Below are 14,920 nucleotides of genomic sequence, written 5' to 3' on the forward strand. Positions count from 1 at the left end.
GCGCGAATGGTACGTCCTATACTGGGCCCATGGGAGAAGTGCCTGAGCCACACACCGGGTGGACGTTCCTCACGAACCACGCCCGGGTCCTCGCTGCGATCGCGAGCAACAGCCGGCCCCGCGTCCGCGACATCGCCGCGCACTGCAGACTCACCGAACGCGCGGTCCAGAAGATCATTTCTGACCTGGAGGCGGACGGATACCTCGCCCACAACCGCGAAGGCCGGTCCAACGTCTACCAGATCCAGCCTGGAACCATCCTGCGCCACCCGGCAGAGGCGGCCCTGACCGTGGCGGACCTGCTCTCCCTCCTCGTCCAGCACGACGCCAAGCACACCTGAGGGACCAGAGGGGCCGGTGACAGCCCGACTCAGGTGAGCAACCGTCGCCGTATCCGGGTCGGCGGCCCGCCGGGATTTGTGGTTCGGCCAAGGCGGCCGACCCGGGCGGCCAGGCGCAACTGTTCGTCTGCGTGTGGCCGCGCAGCAACGCGGGCGCGGCGACTCGTGCGCAGGCGCGGCTTGCGCAGTCGATGGCGCCGGACGTCGGTCCGCCTCCCCGGCCACCCTGGATTCGCAGCCGACGCCCCGTCCGTCATTGCGGCGCCCAGCGCTTGGGCGGTGCGGTGCTACGCCGGTCCGGTGGCCGCCGACCGCAGGGGCAAGGCGTTCATGACCGGTACTGAGATCGCAGTCGTGGTCGGCGTGCTCGTCCCCGCCACCGGGGTGGGCGTGCCGCACGCCGGTGCCTCAGCCTGACCGGGTCGCTCACCAGGTTCTTCCCCGCGTACGTCGCCGTCACAGTACGCATGGCCTGGCTGCGGGTACCCGCTACAAAGAGCGGCGGGGACCCGCCCCGCCTCACCGCGAACCGACGAAGGCAACACGTGATGAACGATCGATCACACTCCGGCACACAGCAGTCCCAGGACTCCCGCGGCACCGACTTGGCCCTGCTGGGCATCTACCTCAACGACCACCTGCTCGGCGCCACCGCCGGTACCGAGAGGGCCCGCCATCTGGTGCGCTCGACCCATGACTCGGCGCTCGCCGAAGCTCTCGGCCCCGTCAGCGCCGAGATCGACCAGGACCGCAAGGCTCTGCTCGGCATCATGCACAACCTCGGCGTCCCGGTACGCCGGTACAAGATCTGCGCGGGCTGGACGGCCGAGAAGATGGCCAGGCTGAAGGGCAACGGCCGCTTCGTACGGCGCTCGCCGCTCAGCACCTTCTTGGAGCTGGAGGCGCTGCGGACAGCCGTGGAAGGCAAGGTGGCCGGATGGGAGACGCTGCGCGGCCTCGCACCGTCCGAGAAGCGCTTGGACGCCCAGCAACTCGACACGCTCCTCGAACGGGCCCACCGGCAGCAGGACGTCGTGGAGGAATGGCATGCCCGAAAGGCCGGGACAACGTTGCGCAAAGGCTGAGGGTACGAAGGGCCGAAGCGAGCAGTTGCGGGGACAATGTCTTGATCATGGTGTTGGTCAACGCATCTGGCGCAGAGTCTGAGGGTGACAGACGACCGCGCCTTCAGGGAGTTCTCGGTGGCGGCGAGGTGAAGCCGGCACAGGTCATGCAGTGGGAGCGATGCGTTCGGTGTGTTCGTGGGACCAGCGGGCGAGGTCGATCGCGACGTGGTCGAACTCATGCTCTGCGTTGTGCCGATGGGCCGCCGCCAGGAGTTCTCGCTCCAGGACCCGTTCACCGTGTACAGGGCGCGCAGGATGACCGTGATGCCGTTCCTCCGGGCAGGCGGCTCCTCCGGCTTGCTCGACAAGGGGCAGCCGGGCTGGCGGTCTCGGTGCTGCGGCCGGCCCGTGCCGCAGCACCTCGCAGACCGACACCTCCACCCACAACTCAGGCGCGGCGGCGTTCACTGTGGGCGGCCCATCGGAGGCTGCGACGCCCAGTGCTGTCAGCCACGGAACTCACGCCCTCGTGTGGGCGCGTGGGCATGTATGCCCACGCGTCGCGCGTCACAGGGTCGAGCCGGGATCTCCGGGCCGGATGCGGCCGCGCCAGCCAACGCTGTCTCCGCCACCGCTCTCGACGTAGTCCTTGAATCGGCGCAGATCGCCATTCACCCGCCGGTCGATCATGCCCAGCGCGTCCGCACCCCTCTCAGCGACGCCGGTGGGCTCGATGTCCATCGTGAGTTCAACGCGCGTGTGCATGTCGTCGATCCGCTCGAACCGCACCGATCCGCGCTGGCGGATGTCCCCAGCGACGGACCGCCAGGTGATCCGGTCGTCCGGCAGCTGGTCGACGATCTCCGTGTCGAACTCACGCCGGACCCCGCCGATGCTGGTGGTCCAGTGATTGTGCCGGTCGTCGAGTTGCCTGACTTCCTCGACGCCTTCCATGAAGTTGGGGAACTCCTCGAACTGCGTCCACTGACCGTACGCCACGCCGAGCGGGACTTCGACGTCGACCGCCTTCTTGACCGTACTCATGGCTCCCTCCTTGTCAGTTCATCGCCGGGACCAGGAGCGCCGGCCCCGGCGCATGTGCCGGATACACCGAGTACCCGGGAAAGCGGAGCGAAGACCTTCGAGGGTCTCAAGGCACCCCGACACACGGGTCGTACTGGCTCGAGATCGCGCCGGGCGGCGCCCCCCGCTCCCCCACCGTCCGGCGGCGTCTCCGTCGATGTCGCGGAGGTCGGCGGCGGCACCGCGGGGCTCAGCACCCGCCCGGGAGCTCGTTCGGCGTGGCCGCGAAGTCGCCGTGCTGGAAGCCGACCGGATCGTCGCCGGGGGGCACCGGGCACACGACGGCCGAGCTGACCGCACAGCACACCCTCGTGTACGCCCCCCGCCGCCGACAGCGGCCGGCTCCAAGCCGTCTCGGCCCGCTGTACCCACCTCGGCTGTCTCGTCGGCTTCAACCGCGCGAAGCAGGCATGCGCGGAGCAGGCAAGGGAGTGCCCGTGCCACGGCTTCCGCTTCGCCCCCGACGGCCGCATTACCCAGGGCCCCGCCGTGCGGCCGCTGGGGAAGGCGCGGCATCCGAGCAGCAAGGCCGGAAACCGGGTACCCGGTCGGACAGCCGCTGACCATGAGGGCCGCAGGGCCCCGTCGCGCAGAGGAGTCTAGTCATGTCCACGAGTGAGGGCCGGACGGGCACCGGCATGGACCGAGCAGCCGTGTTCGATGTGGACGGAACTCTCGTCGACACCAACCATCTGCACGTGGTGACCTGGTGGGAGGCCTTCCACCAGGCCGGACACCTGGTACCGACGCACGCGATACACCGGGCGGTCGGACTCGGCTCCGACGATCTCGTCGCCCATCTGCTGGGCGGCCGATCGACCTTGGCCGACGGCGAAGCGGACGACCTCAGCACCGCCCACAAGGTGCTCTACGCACAGTACTTCGAGCGCCTGACCGCACTTCCGGGCGCGGCACACCTGCTGCGGAAACTGGCCGGTGACGGCTGGAAAGTGGTCCTGGCCACGTCGGCCAGTGGTGAGGAGTTGTCCGCGCTGAGGCGCGCGATCGACGCGGACGACGCCATCACGGCGACTGCGAGCGCCGACGACGTCGCCGAGGGCAAACCGGCGCCCGAGCCCGTCGAGCGGGCACTGGAACTGGCCGGCGCATCGGCGGAGCGTGCCGTGTTCGTCGGCGACACGGTGTGGGACATGCGGGCGGGCAGTCGTGCGGGGGTCCGGTGCGTGGCGCTGCTCTGCGGAGGCATTCCCCGTACGGACCTGGAGGAGGCCGGCGCGGAGGCCGTCTACGACGACCCGGCCGATCTGCTCGCCTCGCTGCCGCGGAGTCCTCTGGCCTGACGGGAAACTCGTGCCCCGGTCATCGTTACGTCCGCTGGCCACGGGTACCCGGGTGACGCGGCCGGATCGCTTCCGGCACACACGACATCATCCGCATACGGCGTTCGGAGCAGGACCGTGAAAGCCCTCGTCATCAACTGCGCGCTGGGGAAGTTCCCCGAACCTGCCCGGACCGAGTCGCCGACAGCCGCGGTTGTCGTCACGCGGTTTTCCGAGCACGAGGTGGAGAAGGAGACGGCGCACGCCCTCAACCTCGACTCACCCCCGGCAAGGGCGTTGAAGGTCTCCGGCCGGCGAGAGGCGCCACGATGACTGTCCAGTCCCTGACCAGCGCTCCCCGGTTCCGCTGCTGGATCCCGCCGGGGGTCTACCGCCCGCAGACCGACACCCGGCTGCTCGGCCGGGCCATGCGCCGGGAGCGGATCACCAGCCGTACCGAGGTCCTGGATCTCGGTACCGGCAGCGGTGTACTCGCGGTGGAGGCGGCCCGGATGGGCGCTCGGGTCACCGCGGTCGACATCTCCTGGCAGGCGCTTGCCGCCGCCTGGTGCAACGCCCTGGTGAACGGGCAGACCGTGCGCGTACGCCACGGTGACCTGACGTCCGCCGTCCAGGGCCGTCGTTTCGACCTAGTGGTCACCAATCCGCCGTACGTGCCGGCTCCGGGTGACATTCCGCCCCGGGGCCGTGCCAGGGCCTGGGACGCCGGCACCGACGGCCGCCTCCTGATCGACCGCATCTGTTCGGCGGCCCCGGCAGTGCTGCGCCCGACGACGGGGATACTGCTGATGGTGCACTCGCAGGTCAGCGGCGTCGGGGAGACGCTGGCCCGGCTCCGGGCGGCCGGACTGCGCGCGCAGGTCGTCGACCGGGCCCGACTGCCCTTCGGCCGCGTGCTGCGCTCCCGGCTCGCCTGGCTGCGCGAGCGCGGTCTGGTGGCGGATCGCACAACCGAGGAGCTGGTGGTGATCCGTGCCGTACAGCCCTGAACGCCCTCGCCGGATCCGTGTCCAGCGCGACGGCCCTCTCCTGGTGGAGGGACCGGTCGAAGTGGTGGGCGAGGACGGTGAGGTGACTGTGTCGCGACGCTTCACGGTGGCCGTCTGCACCTGTCGCCGTACCCGGATGCCGCCCTGGTGCGACACCAGCCACCGTTGCCGCACCAAGCTGGACGCTGTGGACGAGGTGGACGAGGTGGACGAGGTGGACGACACACCATGACCGACGCCCTCTCGCGCCGGCGGCCGGCGCCGCTGCCCGATCCGCGCGGTCCGCTCTCCGCCGCGGTCGGAGACGCACTGCGCGGACCGGAACGGTGCCTGCCACCGCCCACCACAGACGCCTATGGCGACGATCTGCAACTCACCTTGTACGTCCTCTACGAGCTCCACTACCAGGGCTTCGCCGGTGTACCGGACGACCGCGAATGGGACCCCGAACTCCTCTCCCTGCGCGCCGCGTTGGAGGATCGCTTCCTCGGCGCACTGCGTGCCGACGTGCCGATCGACGCGTCCGACACCGCCGAACGGGCACTGGACGAACTCCAGCTCGAACCGGTCGGTGACGACGGCAGCAGTGTCTCGCACTTCCTCCGCAACCACGGCACCCTCGATCACTTCCGTGAGTACGCGGCGCTGCGTTCGCTGTACCACCTCAAGGAGGCGGATCCGCACGCCTGGGTCATCCCCAGGCTGCGCGGGCGGGCCAAGGCAGCCATGGTCGCCGTGGAATTCGACGAGTTCGGCGCGGGCCGCGCAGACGCGATCCACGCCGAACTGTTCGCCGACCTCATGACGGACCTGGATCTGGACCCCTCATACGGCCACTACGTCGACGCCGCGCCGGCCGAGGCTCTGGCCACCGTCAACATGATGTCTCTCTTCGGTCTGCACCGGGCTTTGCGCGGTGCACTCGTCGGCCATTTCGCGGCGGTCGAGGTGACCTCGTCCCCAGCCTCCCGGCGCCTGGCCGAGGCGTTGCGGCGGATGGATGCCGGCCCGGCGGCGGTGCGGTTCTACACCGAGCACGTCGAAGCGGACGCGGTGCATGAGCAGGTCGTACGGCACGAGGTCGTGGCCGGCCTCCTGGCGAGCGAACCTCGGCTGGACGCCGACGTGCTGTTCGGTATCCGCGCGACCGGCCATCTGGAGGGCCGGCTGGCCACCCGGCTGCTGGCAGCTTGGCGGGAAGGAGAGACGGCACTGCGCACCGGCCGCATCACGACGGCGCATCCGGGCGCGCTGGGCTCTTGAGAGCAAGCGCGGTCGCGGCTCGGGCCGCTCGACGGCCTGATCCGGCGGTCGGCCCTGGTCCAGGAACACCCCTGCGCCCCGAGCGGCTGCACCGAGGCCGTCTCACTGCGCCGGGCCCGCAAGGTCTACTCGGAGGCTCTCGGCGAGTGGATCACCGGCCGCTGTCCCAGGCCTCGCTACCCGGTGATCTTCGTCGGACCAGCCAACGCCCCCTGATACCTCTGGCCGCATAGGGGGGTGACGCCTCGGGTACCCGTCCTGCCGGGGGCCTCCCAGGGAAGGGCAGTGGCCATGGACGGCATGGTGCGATGTGGCGCAGGAGGTGCCGGCGGGCTCCGGGTCGTGGTCGTCGGGGCGACCGGCAATGTCGGTACGAGTGTGGTGGAAGCCCTGCGAAGCCATCCCGCGGTGGAGTCGGTCCTCGGACTGGCCCGCAGGGTTCCGAACTGGAATCCCGACGGGACGCGTTGGGCGGCGGCGGACATCGACCCGAACGGCGACGATCTGGTCCACCACTTCACCGGTGCGGACGCGGTCGTCCATCTGGCCTGGAAATTCCAGCCCACGCATGCCCCCGTGACGACGTGGCGGACCAACGTGCTGGGCAGTATCCGGGTGTGCGAGGCCGTGGCGGAGGCCGGGGTGCCCGCACTCATCCACGCATCGTCCGTAGGTGCCTACTCACCGGGCCCGAAGGACCGCCCGGTCGACGAGTCCTGGCCGACCCATGGCTGGCCCCAAGCGGCGTACTGCCGGGAAAAGGCCTACATGGAGAGGTACCTGGACGCGTACGAGCTCGACCATCGGAATGTGCGGGTCGTGCGCATGCGTCCGGGATTCCTGTTCAAACGGGAGTCAGCGTCGCAGCAGCGCAGGATCTTCGCGGGGACGCTGATTCCCGCGCACCTGATGCGGCCGCCGTTCGTCCCGGCGGTCCCGGATCTGCCGGGGCTGGTGTTCCAGGCCCTGCACACCGACGACGCCGCGGCCGCGTATGCACAGGCAGTCGTCGGCCGTGTGCGCGGCGCGTTCAACCTCGCCGCCGAGCCGCCCCTGGACGCGGCTGAGCTCGCCCGGGTCCTCGCGGCGCGGCCGCTGCGCCTCCCGCTGCCGCCGGTCCGCGCCGCTCTCTCAGCGGCCTGGCGACTTCGGCTGGTACCCGCCTCTCCGGACCTGTTCGACGCTGTCCTGCGACTGCCGTTGATGGACTGCTCGCGCGCGCGGTCTGAACTGGGCTGGCGGCCGCGGTACTCGGCCTCGGAAGCGGTCCAGGAGTTTCTCGGCGGACTGCGTGAACGGGCAGGCATGGACACCGCGCCGCTCGCCGCATGAACCGGCCGGGTGGCGATGCGGTTCGAGCGATCCCTTGCTTGCTCCGGGGGGCAGATATGCCGGAGTTGCCTGATGTCGAGGGCTCTGGCGATGCACTGAACACCTGTAGCCGTGGCCGGTGCGTCCGGCGGGTCGACGTGTGCGACACGGGCGTACCGGGCGGCCGCGTTGCGTCCTGCGCAGGGTCACCGCGAAACGGCTGCGACCGGAGTCGGAGGGGCGGCGGCGCGGCCCTCGTCCGGCACTTCGGCATGACCGGGTCGTCCTGCGCCTGGGCGACGAACGGCAGCTGCGGCACCGCGACCGGCGCAAGCTCACCGCTACGATGCCGACCCGGCGTGCCCGCACTGACTCGGCGACCTCAGTCATGAGTGGTCGAGCCACCGGATTGCCGCCTAGGATCTACCCCCGTGATCGCTGATCTGCAGTGCGTGGTGCTGGACTGCTCCGACCCCGGTGAACTCGCCGAGTTCTACCAGTCGCTCCTAGGCGGCACCGTCGACCAGCCGGACCGTCGGTGGGCGCTCAGTGACGACTGGGCCACGTTGCACACGGCGTCCGGCCTCGTTCTGGCCTTCCAGCGGGTGGCGGAGTACCAGCCGCCGCTGTGGCCGGACCCGAGCCGGCCACAACAGTTCCACCTGGATTTCGGTGTCGCCGACCTGGACCGCGCTCAAGAACAGGTGTTGGCCCAGGGGGCCAGGGTGCTGGACGACGGTACGGACGGCCGGAGTTGGCGGACCTACAGCGACCCCGCAGGTCATCCGTTCTGCCTGGTCCGTCACTGAAGAAGAGGCCGCGGGATACGACGCTCAGCGTCATGAGGACCGGAGCCAGCTCAGCCACCGCCTTTCCTCACGTTGCAGAGATCACGACAGTTCGGCGCTGTCGACGCTGAGCACTTCCATGAGCTGAGGCCGGTGCAGGCAGGCGATGGCTTCGAGCAGGTCGGGGTGGCGGAGCAGGACGGCGGCTTCGGCGTCCCGGTCACCGGGGTCGGTCAGCCGCTGCAGGCCTCCGGCTTCGCCGTGATGCTCGGTCGCGGTGAGGGCCTGATGGGCGCGTGCGGCCAGCACGGGGTCGGCCAGGAGGCAAGCTGCCCAGCTGACGACGGTTTCGTCGACCCAGGTTCGCCAGGCGGTGTCGTCAGGGTGCGGGTCGCATCCGGTGAGCCAGTCCAGGCGGTGGGACCCGCTCGGTGCGAGCAGATGAAGCAGCTGCACGTCGAGGCTGGTGGGGTAGCGCAGGGCAGCGGCGAGCATGGTGGCCTGCCGGGCCTGGGCCTCGGCGAGAGCCCGGCTGAGCGCGCCTGGGGGCGCGGGGTAGGCGGCCAGGAGCCAGCGGGTGGAGGCGGCTATGACAGGTGTCAGATCGTTGGGCACGGCGGTCGGTCCCTTGGGAGCGTGCTCGCCTGTGTCCGGGTGAGCGGTTCCCGCGAGCTGTTTCGCGGAGCCGCGCTGCCCCGCTCGTGCCAACAGCCTAGGCAGCCGATCCGGAACGCGGAATGACCCGCGTCACAGCGTGACGTAGGGCTCCGGGGTCGCACTGAGCGTGTGCGGAAGGACCCCGGAGCCGGCGGTGGGGGTCAGGACTTGCCGCGGCCGGTGACGAAGTCGCGGGCACGGTCCACCAGACCCGCACCCGGAGCGAGGAGCTTGTTCGCCGGAGGGGTGTCGGGGGCGGAGGGGTGTGGCCGGGTGGGGGCCATGGCCTTGGCCCGGCGGATCTTGTCCCCGAGCTCGTCGAGCGCCTCGGAGGAGCAGGCCTGGCGCAGCATCGGGAAGAGGTTGTTCTCCTCGTCCCGAACATGGGCGGACACCTCGTCCATGAGCTGGTGCAGCAGCGGGCTCATCTGGGCGTCGTCGGCGTCCGTCTTCTCGAGCTGCTTGAGAAGGTTCTCGACCCGGCCGTGATCCGCGAGCTCCTTGTCGGCGAGCCGGTCACCGCCCTCGACGTGCTCGCGCACCGCCGGGTACAGGTACTGCTCCTCGGCGACCGAGTGACGCACCAGCTCGATGGTGACCTCGTCCACGAGATCACGCAGCGCTTGCCCTCCGCCGGTCATCGCCTCGATCCGGCCGAACATCTCCTCGACCTCACGATGGTCGGTCATCAGTTCCTCGAGTGCATTTCCGCCATGTCCCATTGCGTATCCGCCTTTCGTTGATTTCATGCTGGATCCGTCCCGCCCAGCAGACAGGTGTTCCCGCCCTGTGGCGACGGTGCGCGGCCCTGCGCGTGATCCACTCAGTCGGACGAACGGCATCGCTCACTGGCCCAGAGCGGCGGCCTCAGGCGCCTTCGACCACCGCACCTGGCCCGCTCCTTGTTCACCGTCCGCGCTGCGATTTCCTCGGCCCGCCTGGTCGACTCGCCACGGTCCTCGGCGCTCTCCTTGATGTGTTCGTACTGCCGCTCCCGCTTGGAGCTCGATCCGGCCGGCACGGTGTCTCCGCCTTTCCTGAGCATGGCAATCCCTGGTCTCGGTGGGCAGCGACGCAGCCGCAAGGACGGCCCACACCACAAGACATCGCTGACCTCAAGGCGCGGCGGAGCGAGGCGACCGCGAGGGGTTGCTGTGGGTTGGACATCTGAAGCCCGCTCCCGTCGGCCTTTGCTCAGAGCGAGTTCCCCGAGGGAGCCGACCCACGCACACTGCAGCACACACTCTCGCGAGGCGGCGCCTGTGGCATCAGTCGACGGTGGAACCGTCATCGAACACGAATGGCAGGCGCGAAGACGCCACCGCAACCTGTTCCGCCACGCTCGGTCACCCGGAGACTCACGGCCTGGTGATCCTTCTCGTGACGATGGTGCTCCTGATGGCCGCCATCACCTTCGTCGGCCGGCTCAACGACAGGGTCGGCCGTAAGCCGCTCCTCATGGGCGGAATGGCGGGCTTCTTCTTCTCGCTCCCGGCGTTCCTGCTGCTGCGGCAGGGGAGCATCGCGGCCGTGGCCGTGGGCATGCTGATGCTCGGCCTCTCGCTGGTGTGCCTGCTGGGCACCATGTCCGCGCTGCCCTCACTCTTCCCCACCGAGGCCCGGTACGGCGGGCTGGCCATCGGCTGCAACCTGGCGACCTCTCTCTTCGGCGGCACCACCCCCCTGGTCGTCACCGGCCTGATCAGCGCGACCGGCACGGACAGCCGGCCGCGCGCCGGGATGACGGCATGCACCGGACCCAGGAGGTCCAGCCGACGAAGTCCGGCGCCGGTTCGGGGTGTTGACCTGGTCGTTCGGACGTATCGGGGGCCTGTCGGTCCGATGTAGGCGGCTTGTCGGCGGGATCCGGCACCTTTCCATCAGGTCCTGCCGGGTCCCCGCCCGGCAGGCGTCCGACAGGCAAGGAGCCACCATGAGCAATGACGTCACGATCATCGGCGCCGGACTCGGCGGCCTGACTCTCGCCCGCGTCCTGCACGTCCATGGAATCCCGGCCACGGTCTACGAGGCAGAATCCTCCCCGAGGGCGCGGGCGCAGGGCGGGATGCTCGACATCCATGACTACAACGGCCAGGCAGCACTCCAGGCGGCGGGCCTGATGGACGAGTTCCGCGGTCTGGTCCTGGAGGGCCGCGAGGCGACACGGTTCCTCGCGCCGGACGGGACCGTTCTGGTCGACGTGCCCGACGACGGCACGGGCGGCCGCCCCGAAGTGCAGCGCGGTGAGCTGCGGCAGATCCTGCTCGACTCGCTCCCGGCCGGCACCGTCCGGTGGGGCCACAAGGTCAGCAGTGCCCGTGCTCTGGGCGGGGGCCGCCACGAGGTGTCCTTCGCCGACGGCGCCACCGTGGTCACGAGTCTGCTGGTCGGCGCGGACGGCGCATGGTCCCGGGTCCGACCGCTGCTCTCCGAGGCCCAACCCGAGTACACCGGCCGGTCGTTCGTCGAGACCTACCTGTTCGACGGCGACACCCGGCACCCGGCCACCGCGAAGACGGTCGGCGACGGTTCGCTGTTCGCACTCGCGCCGGGCAAGGGGATCCAGGCCCACCGGGAGCGAGGCGGAACCCTCCACACCTACGTGGCGCTCACCAGGCCGGTGGAGTGGTTCGCCGGCATCGACTTCACCGACTCCGCCACGGCGACCGCAGGGATCGCGCGGGAGTTCGACGGCTGGGCACCGGAGCTCACTGCACTGATCACCGACAGCGACACCACGCCGGTCCTGCGTCCCCTCCACACCCTGCCGATCGAGCACCGGTGGGACCGGTCGCCGGGGGTGACGCTGCTCGGCGACGCCGCGCATCTCGCCGCCCCGAACGGCGAAGGCGCCAACCTGGCCATGTACGACGGCGCCGAACTCGGTAGGGCCATCGCCGCGCACCCCGACGACATCGAGACCGCGCTGAGCGGATACGAGCAGGCCATGTTCCGCCGCAGCGCCGCGGCCGCCGCCGAAGGCGCCCAGCTCAACGACCTGCTCTTCGGCGACGACGCGCCCCACGGCCTGATCGCCAGGTTCGGGCAGGGCCGGTGAGCTGCTCGAGGGACGGCCGCAGGAACGCCAACAACTCAGCATTTACATCCGTTTCAGGAAGGTGATCTTCGTGCATGACGTAGTGATCGTGGGCGCGGGCCCGGTTGGCCTGTTCCTGGCCTGCGAGCTCGGCCTCTCTGACTGCTCCGTCCTTGTGCTCGAGCAGGAGCCGGAGCTGCATTCACCGCGAACGGCACTCCCCCTCGGCCTGCGGGGCCTGACCGCCACGACGGTCGAATCGTTCTACCGCCGTGGAATGCTGCAGGAGTTACTGGCGGCGTCCGGCGTCGACGGCTATCCCGACTCGCCGGACGAGCCGGCGCCCCCTCGTCAGGTCGGCCACTTCGCCGGCATGGTGCTCGATCCGGCCGACGTCGACGTCGCCGCCCTGCCGTTCCGGCTTCCCGGCCCGGCGATGGAAGGCGTGCTGACGTACCTGGAGGCGGTCGAGCGGATGCTGTCCGAGCGGGCGGCGAAGCTGGGCGTGGAGATCAGGCGCGGCGTCAGGGTCTCCGGTGTCACGCAGAACGAGGAGACCGTGGTCGCGCACGCCGGTGAGCACGAGTACGCGGCGCGCTGGCTCGTGGGCTGCGACGGCGGACGCAGCACGGTGCGCAAGCTCGCGGGCTTCGACTTCGTCGGCACCGAGCCGCAGTTCATCGGCTACACCATGTTCGCCACCGTCGCCGATCCCGGGAAACTGCGCCCCGGGTTCAACCTGACGCCGACGGGCCTGTACGTGCAAATGCCCATGCAAGGGCATATCGCCATGATGGAGTTCGACGCAGGCACGTTCGATCGCTCGCAGTCGCCGAGTCGCGAACACCTCGAGGCGGTTCTGCGCCGTGTGTCCGGCACCGATGTGACGCTCAGTGATGTCCATCTGGCCTCGACCTATACCGATCGGGCGATGCAGACGACGACGTACCGGCAGAGGCGTGTACTGCTTGCGGGCGATGCCGCCCACATTCACTCTCCCATGGGAGGACAGGGCCTCAACGTAGGCATCGGTGACGCCCTGAACCTGGGATGGAAGCTCGCGGCGACCGTGCGCGGGGACGCGCCGGAGGGGCTTCTCGACACCTACAACCGTGAGCGTCATCCTATCGGCGCATGGGTGCTCGACTGGACGCGCGCACAGGTGGCGACCCTGCGGCCGGACCAGCACGGCCAGGCGGTTCAGGCGCTGATCCGAGACCTGATCGGGACCCGTGACGGAACGACGTACGTGTTCGAGAAACTGTCCGGATCGTCTGTCCGCTACGACCTCGGCAGCGAGCAGCCGCTGGTCGGCCGCAACGCCCCGGAGCTTCGTCTCGAGGACGGCACCCGCCTCGGCGACCTGATGCAGGAAGGGCGAGGAGTCGCACTTGACTTCACCACCGACCGCCGGCTGCACGACTCGGCGAAGTGCTGGGACAGGCGGATCCGCTACGCAGCCGGGCCGGCCCGCAACGACCTCGGACTCGGTGCCGTGCTCGTCCGGCCTGACGGCATCGTCGCCTGGGCAGGCGACAGCGCCTTTGATCGTGAAGCGTTCGAGCGGGCCGCCGGCCGCTGGTTCGGCAGTCCGGCGCTGTAGGGAGCTGCCCGGCGCGGGTGGCGTCCAGCGGCACGCCCTCGACGACCCGGCCGACCGTGGCGTCTACGACTCGGTGGTGCGCCACTTCAACGGCCACGCCCTCGCCCGTCTCGCCCCTGACACCGGCGTCCCCGGCGTCGGCCACGGGGTGAAGGCGCAGATGCCGACGACGTATCAATTGAGGCGGCGCAGGGCGTCGTGGGTGAGGTCGGCGAGGGTGGGGTAGCCGTCGACGGCCATGAGCAGGTCGGCCTCGGCCAGGAGGGAACGCAGGACATGGACGACGCCGTCGGTGCCGGCCAGCGTCAGTCCGTAGAGGTAGGGGCGGCCGATGCCCACGGCGGTGGCGCCCAGGGCGAGGGCCTTGACGACGTCCGCTCCGGTGCGGACGCCGGAGTCGAACAGGACGGGCAGGCCCTCGGCGGCCTCGACCACCTCCGGCAGCGCGTTGAGCGCGGGCAGGCCGCCGTTGGCCTGCCGACCACCGTGGTTGGAGCAGTAGATGCCGTCCACTCCGCCGTCCTTGGCGCGACGGACGTCGTCGGGGTGGCAGATGCCCTTGAGGATCAGCGGGAGGCCGGTGATGGACCGCAGCCAGGGCAGGTCGTCCCAGGTGAGGGGGTTGCCGAACGTCTTCGCCCAGTGCATTACCGCCGCGGCCGGGTCGTCTTCGGGCGCCTTTTCGAGCCTGGAGCGGAAGACCGGGTCGCTGGTGTAGTTGGCCAGGCAGTGGCCGCGCAGCTGCGGGAAGTTGCTCACGGCCAGGTCACGGGGCCGCCAGCCGGTGATCCAGGTGTCGAGGGTGACCACGAGGGCCTGGAAGCCTGCGGCCTCGGCCCGGTGGACCAGGCTCTGGGCCAGCTCACGGTCGGTCGGGGTGTAGAGCTGGAAGAAGCCCGGGGTGCCGCCGAACTCGGCCGCGACCTGCTCCATCGGATCGACGGTGAGGGTGGAGGCGATCATCGGCACGCCGGTGCGGGCTGCGGCGCGGGCCGTGGCGAGGTCACCGTGGCCGTCCTGGGCACACAGACCGACCACGCCGACCGGGGCCATGAACAGTGGCGTGGGCAGCCGCGTCCCGAACAGGTCGACGGACAGGTCCCGCTGGGTGGGGCTGACCATCATGCGCGGGACAAGGCCCCACTGCTCGAACGCGCTGACGTTGGCTCGCTGGGTGTACTCGTCGCCCGCCCCGCCGGCCACATAGGAGCGCACCGCGGGCGGTATCGCCGCCTCCGCCAGAGGCTGCAGCTCGTCGCAGGTCACGGGCAGCCCCGGCACCACGCCCCGCAGCCCGTCCAGGTAGATCTCGTCCTGGTACTCGGCGAAAGCCACGATCCGGCCCTCCTTGATGCCACGCCCGCCTGGTGCGGACCCTTGCAGTCCACATCGGGAGGGCGACGCGCGAAAGCCGCCGAACGCGGGATTCTGGCTCGTCCGGCGTGCCACGGCCTCATGTCCCCTGACGCCACGGGCACCG

The 14,920-nt window shown here is 70.2% G+C and carries 16 protein-coding genes and 3 pseudogenes; 14 read left to right on the plus strand and 5 right to left on the minus strand.

Features of this window, described 5'->3' with window-relative positions:
• Positions 1 to 29: 29 nt before the first annotated feature.
• The 3 genes from FB157_RS30835 (at position 30) to FB157_RS30845 (ending at position 1,426) form a co-directional block, all read left to right on the plus strand.
• Positions 30 to 341: a helix-turn-helix domain-containing protein gene (locus FB157_RS30835; protein ID WP_145883941.1), complete on the plus strand. Its 312-nt coding sequence runs from the start codon at positions 30 to 32 to the stop codon at positions 339 to 341.
• Between the two features lie 279 nt (positions 342 to 620).
• The gene (locus FB157_RS47580) at positions 621 to 758 is read left to right on the plus strand and encodes a hypothetical protein (RefSeq protein ID WP_186581771.1); all 138 of its coding nucleotides are present in this window, start codon (positions 621 to 623) and stop codon (positions 756 to 758) included.
• A 131-nt stretch (positions 759 to 889) separates the two neighbouring features.
• Complete coding sequence (locus FB157_RS30845) at positions 890 to 1,426, plus strand: hypothetical protein (RefSeq protein WP_145883942.1); 537 nt, start codon at positions 890 to 892, stop codon at positions 1,424 to 1,426.
• A gap of 549 nt (positions 1,427 to 1,975) precedes the next feature.
• On the opposite strand, the gene FB157_RS30855 is transcribed toward FB157_RS30845, so the two are convergent.
• On the minus strand, positions 1,976 to 2,452 hold the full coding sequence (locus FB157_RS30855) for an SRPBCC family protein (RefSeq protein WP_145883943.1): 477 nt from the start codon (positions 2,450 to 2,452) through the stop codon (positions 1,976 to 1,978).
• 432 nt (positions 2,453 to 2,884) lie between these two features.
• On the opposite strand from FB157_RS30855, the pseudogene FB157_RS30865 reads away from it, so the two are divergent.
• The 8 genes and pseudogenes from FB157_RS30865 to FB157_RS30900 form a co-directional block, all read left to right on the plus strand.
• Positions 2,885 to 3,094 (plus strand): annotated as a pseudogene (locus FB157_RS30865) (Rieske 2Fe-2S domain-containing protein); the annotation flags it as partial.
• 35 nt (positions 3,095 to 3,129) lie between these two features.
• The gene (locus FB157_RS30870) at positions 3,130 to 3,792 is read left to right on the plus strand and encodes an HAD family hydrolase (protein ID WP_145884042.1); all 663 of its coding nucleotides are present in this window, start codon (positions 3,130 to 3,132) and stop codon (positions 3,790 to 3,792) included.
• A gap of 117 nt (positions 3,793 to 3,909) precedes the next feature.
• Complete coding sequence (locus tag FB157_RS30875; protein WP_145883944.1) at positions 3,910 to 4,104, plus strand: hypothetical protein; 195 nt, start codon at positions 3,910 to 3,912, stop codon at positions 4,102 to 4,104.
• Positions 4,101 to 4,781 (plus strand): HemK2/MTQ2 family protein methyltransferase, encoded by a 681-nt coding sequence (locus FB157_RS30880; protein WP_145883945.1) that lies wholly within the window; start codon positions 4,101 to 4,103, stop codon positions 4,779 to 4,781. Before FB157_RS30875 ends, FB157_RS30880 begins: the two co-directional genes overlap by 4 nt.
• A complete protein-coding gene (locus FB157_RS30885; RefSeq protein WP_145883946.1) occupies positions 4,765 to 5,013 on the plus strand; it encodes a CDGSH iron-sulfur domain-containing protein in 249 nt (82 codons plus the stop codon). The genes FB157_RS30880 and FB157_RS30885 overlap by 17 nt, the downstream gene beginning before the upstream one ends.
• Positions 5,010 to 6,044: an iron-containing redox enzyme family protein gene (locus FB157_RS30890; RefSeq protein WP_145883947.1), complete on the plus strand. Its 1,035-nt coding sequence runs from the start codon at positions 5,010 to 5,012 to the stop codon at positions 6,042 to 6,044. Before FB157_RS30885 ends, FB157_RS30890 begins: the two co-directional genes overlap by 4 nt.
• Before the next feature lie 291 nt (positions 6,045 to 6,335).
• Positions 6,336 to 7,376: an NAD-dependent epimerase/dehydratase family protein gene (locus tag FB157_RS30895; protein WP_261386641.1), complete on the plus strand. Its 1,041-nt coding sequence runs from the start codon at positions 6,336 to 6,338 to the stop codon at positions 7,374 to 7,376.
• Positions 7,377 to 7,786: 410 nt separating this feature from the next.
• Positions 7,787 to 8,164 (plus strand): VOC family protein, encoded by a 378-nt coding sequence (locus FB157_RS30900; protein WP_145883948.1) that lies wholly within the window; start codon positions 7,787 to 7,789, stop codon positions 8,162 to 8,164.
• 81 nt (positions 8,165 to 8,245) lie between these two features.
• Here FB157_RS30900 and FB157_RS30905 read toward each other — a convergent pair whose 3' ends face one another.
• The 3 genes and pseudogenes from FB157_RS30905 to FB157_RS48795 form a co-directional block, all read right to left on the minus strand.
• A complete protein-coding gene (locus FB157_RS30905) occupies positions 8,246 to 8,758 on the minus strand; it encodes a hypothetical protein (RefSeq protein WP_145883949.1) in 513 nt (170 codons plus the stop codon).
• A gap of 203 nt (positions 8,759 to 8,961) precedes the next feature.
• The gene (locus FB157_RS30910; RefSeq protein WP_145883950.1) at positions 8,962 to 9,522 is read right to left on the minus strand and encodes a hemerythrin domain-containing protein; all 561 of its coding nucleotides are present in this window, start codon (positions 9,520 to 9,522) and stop codon (positions 8,962 to 8,964) included.
• Positions 9,523 to 9,683: 161 nt separating this feature from the next.
• Positions 9,684 to 9,821, minus strand: a pseudogene (locus FB157_RS48795) (plasmid stabilization protein); the annotation flags it as partial.
• A gap of 326 nt (positions 9,822 to 10,147) precedes the next feature.
• Between FB157_RS48795 and FB157_RS30920 the strand changes: the two are divergent.
• The 3 genes and pseudogenes from FB157_RS30920 to FB157_RS30930 all read left to right on the plus strand — a co-directional run.
• Positions 10,148 to 10,531 (plus strand): annotated as a pseudogene (locus FB157_RS30920) (MFS transporter); the annotation flags it as partial.
• A gap of 202 nt (positions 10,532 to 10,733) precedes the next feature.
• Entirely contained in the window at positions 10,734 to 11,858 is a 1,125-nt protein-coding gene (locus tag FB157_RS30925) for an NAD(P)/FAD-dependent oxidoreductase (protein WP_145883951.1), read from the plus strand.
• Between the two features lie 70 nt (positions 11,859 to 11,928).
• A complete protein-coding gene (locus FB157_RS30930; RefSeq protein WP_145883952.1) occupies positions 11,929 to 13,440 on the plus strand; it encodes an FAD-dependent monooxygenase in 1,512 nt (503 codons plus the stop codon).
• Between the two features lie 174 nt (positions 13,441 to 13,614).
• On the opposite strand, the gene FB157_RS30935 is transcribed toward FB157_RS30930, so the two are convergent.
• Complete coding sequence (locus FB157_RS30935; protein WP_145883953.1) at positions 13,615 to 14,775, minus strand: alpha-hydroxy-acid oxidizing protein; 1,161 nt, start codon at positions 14,773 to 14,775, stop codon at positions 13,615 to 13,617.
• Between the last annotated feature and the right edge of the window lie 145 nt (positions 14,776 to 14,920).

Origin of the sequence: Streptomyces sp. BK340 (assembly GCF_007827595.1) — a bacterium.
GTDB lineage: Bacteria > Actinomycetota > Actinomycetes > Streptomycetales > Streptomycetaceae > Streptomyces.

Excerpts from the sequence above, each read along its gene's own strand:
- FB157_RS30870 (WP_145884042.1), top strand. The coding sequence starts at position 3,130 with ATGGACCGAGCAGCCGTGTTCGATGTGGACGGAACTCTCGTCGACACC.
- FB157_RS30925 (WP_145883951.1), top strand. The coding sequence starts at position 10,734 with ATGAGCAATGACGTCACGATCATCGGCGCCGGACTCGGCGGCCTGACT.
- FB157_RS30895 (WP_261386641.1), top strand. The coding sequence starts at position 6,336 with ATGGACGGCATGGTGCGATGTGGCGCAGGAGGTGCCGGCGGGCTCCGG.
- FB157_RS30845 (WP_145883942.1), top strand. The coding sequence starts at position 890 with ATGAACGATCGATCACACTCCGGCACACAGCAGTCCCAGGACTCCCGC.
- FB157_RS30890 (WP_145883947.1), top strand. The coding sequence starts at position 5,010 with ATGACCGACGCCCTCTCGCGCCGGCGGCCGGCGCCGCTGCCCGATCCG.
- FB157_RS30880 (WP_145883945.1), top strand. The coding sequence starts at position 4,101 with ATGACTGTCCAGTCCCTGACCAGCGCTCCCCGGTTCCGCTGCTGGATC.
- FB157_RS30835 (WP_145883941.1), top strand. The coding sequence starts at position 30 with ATGGGAGAAGTGCCTGAGCCACACACCGGGTGGACGTTCCTCACGAAC.
- FB157_RS30910 (WP_145883950.1), bottom strand. The coding sequence starts at position 9,522 with ATGGGACATGGCGGAAATGCACTCGAGGAACTGATGACCGACCATCGT.
- FB157_RS30855 (WP_145883943.1), bottom strand. The coding sequence starts at position 2,452 with ATGAGTACGGTCAAGAAGGCGGTCGACGTCGAAGTCCCGCTCGGCGTG.